We start from the raw sequence: 2,449 nt of genomic DNA on the forward strand, positions 1-2,449 counted from the left end.
GCTCCTTCCTTTCAACGCCTTTAATTCGTATGCCTCGGTGTAGCCTCTCTTTGTTGTAGTTGTCTTTTCTGACTTTGTGCTTTCGTAGTAGTCTATATCTATCTGCGTTTTCCATTGGCCTATCTTACGCAAATAGTAGAGGCTTGGGCGGTGTGCATAGATCCAAGGNTTTGATTCTTCTGTAAAGCTATACAAGGGTTTATTCTGCTGTAGCGAACTGATGAGTTTACCTTCACTAGTTGANAAATCGTTATCAGCACTCAATCGATACTGCACTCCAGCACTTTGCAGGTCGTCGGAATAATTGACTCCGAATGTAAAGTTGTGGTTGTTCCCCCAAAACTTTGAAACCATACTTGTGGTATTAGTCCACTTGTCTTGCCCGATCTTGCCAATAACTGTGGCATCTTCGGTGATATTGATTCCTCTCCAATTGCCATTCCAGCTGTTCATAAAGAAGTCCCAATTATCCTTGCGGTAGTTGAAAGAGAAGTAGGTGCCATAGTCCATTTTACACCCCTTGACCTTTGATGGTCTAACTTCAAGGTATCCGCTGAGTCCCGAGCCGGGTTCGCGGCGGGTGTATATTTTGATGACGGCACCGACCGATGAGCTGTACTTGGCGCCAGGGTTGGTAATCACTTGAATGTCCTTGATGAGGTAGGGCTTTAGCTCTCTCATTTGATTGGGGTCGGTCATTAGTCGGTCGTTGATGTAGATGACTGGGGTGCCCTTTCCGGTTACTTTCACCTTTTCATTCTCTACCTCTACAAGTGGAATACCTCTGAGCACACTATAGATATCGGTGAGCTTGGAGAGGGGCGAACCATCGATCTGGGTGCTAAGTCCACCAGCAACCAATCGGTGCGAGACACGATTGGCGGTGATGGCTACCTCCTCCAGCATGGTGGCGCTCTCGGAGAGGGTGAGTGCTTGCTCCTTGAGCTCTTCGCAAAGCACTTGCTCGGTGCTGTAGCCGATCAGACTTGCTTGGAGTAGGATAGGGAACTTGTGGTCGCCAATAGAGAGAGCAAAGGTGCCATCCTCCTTAGTAACGCCTCCCACGATGGTGGTGGAGTCGGGTAGGGCGATGGCCTTAATCGTGGCATAAGGGAGTGGTTTCCCCTCTTTGTCCGATACCTTTCCTTTGATCTCTTGTGCCAATAGGTTGCCTGTAGCCAAGCAGAGTATCAGCAAACTAGTGATGAATTGTTTCATAATGTGTGTTATTGGTGTTAAATATGGTGGTCACCATGCCGTGACAAAGGTACTTATTTAATTACATACGGTCGATGACGGAGCCGAGGGCACCCTTACCTTGATACTTTTGCTTAGTTGCATTGAAGCGGTAGGCGATGGTGAATGTTACTCTTGGCATCACCCTTTGCGTGGTGGTCAACTCTGTGTACTTAGTTACCAACCTTACTCTCATAGGTGTAAAGGCAAGGTTATTGAGTTCAAAAGTTGTGGTGAGGGCATTATCCTTTAGCCATCGCTTGGAAATTTCCATATTGAAATTTGTTTGAGCACCAATTAACTCAAGATTGTCTTGACTTCCGCCGCTAGGTAGATAGTTTAGATTGGCAGTGATGGTCAGATCCTTGGGCAGTGTGAATTGATTTTGCCAATTCAGGTATATGAAGGGTTTACGATTGGTGATGGTCTCCTCAAAGTGCTGGAGATCGTATCCAATCAACTTCATACCACCCACTGTGAAAGTGGGCTGCCACCACTTCACCCTAGGGCTAAGGACTAGGGCTCCTCCCAATGTGCTGTAGGGCGCAGCATTGATATGCTTCAGAACGGTCTTGTGTGGTAGAAGCTTATTAGGATCGGATGGATCCTTCATTGGTTGCGTCTCTTGCGTTAGAGAATTGACTTTGTACTCATGCGTGAGCATTAGAGTCACCCAGCTCTTATTAAGCATCAGCTGAGTAGTATAGGAGAGTCCAGGCTTGAGGTTGGGGTCACCCACTTGATATTCATAATCGGATATATATTGATAACCTGGCTGTAGTCTCCAGAAGCTAGGCCGATTGATCTGGCTTCTAAAGGATAGCTGTGTATTGACTCCCCATAGTTGTCCTCCAAAGGAGAGGGTGGGAAATAGGTTGGTCTTGATATAATCTTTGATCTCTATTGCCTGATTATCGTAGCGGTTGCGTACATGCTCCATACGTAGACCTGCTGTGAGCATAAACTTTTGGGCGATTGCATGGCTATACTCGGCATAAAGCACATAGGTTTGCTCCTTGAGGGTACTATTGAGGTCGGGGAGTTTAAGCTCTGGGTCACTGTAGTTGAAGAAACTATTATTGGCCCACGAGTATCCACCCCCTACATTCAGTGAGCCACCCCAGAGTGGCCCATCAATATCTAGTCTAGCTCCAGCAGATTGGTACTTATCTCCGCTCCTTCCTTTCAACGCCTTTAATTCGTATGCCTCGGT

2 protein-coding genes are annotated in these 2,449 nt (G+C 46.8%); both read right to left on the minus strand.

Annotation, left to right across the window (positions count from 1 at the left end; translation table 11 throughout):
• Positions 1-1,218 (minus strand): carboxypeptidase-like regulatory domain-containing protein (locus A3GK_RS11475; protein WP_018029315.1); only part of this gene is annotated, 1,218 nt, incomplete at its 3' end.
• Positions 1,219-1,279: 61 nt separating this feature from the next.
• The coding region (locus A3GK_RS0110050; protein ID WP_018029316.1) for a TonB-dependent receptor domain-containing protein at positions 1,280-2,449 on the minus strand (1,170 nt) is incomplete at its 5' end.

Source organism: Porphyromonas somerae DSM 23386 (assembly GCF_000372405.1).
Lineage (GTDB): Bacteria > Bacteroidota > Bacteroidia > Bacteroidales > Porphyromonadaceae > Porphyromonas_A > Porphyromonas_A somerae.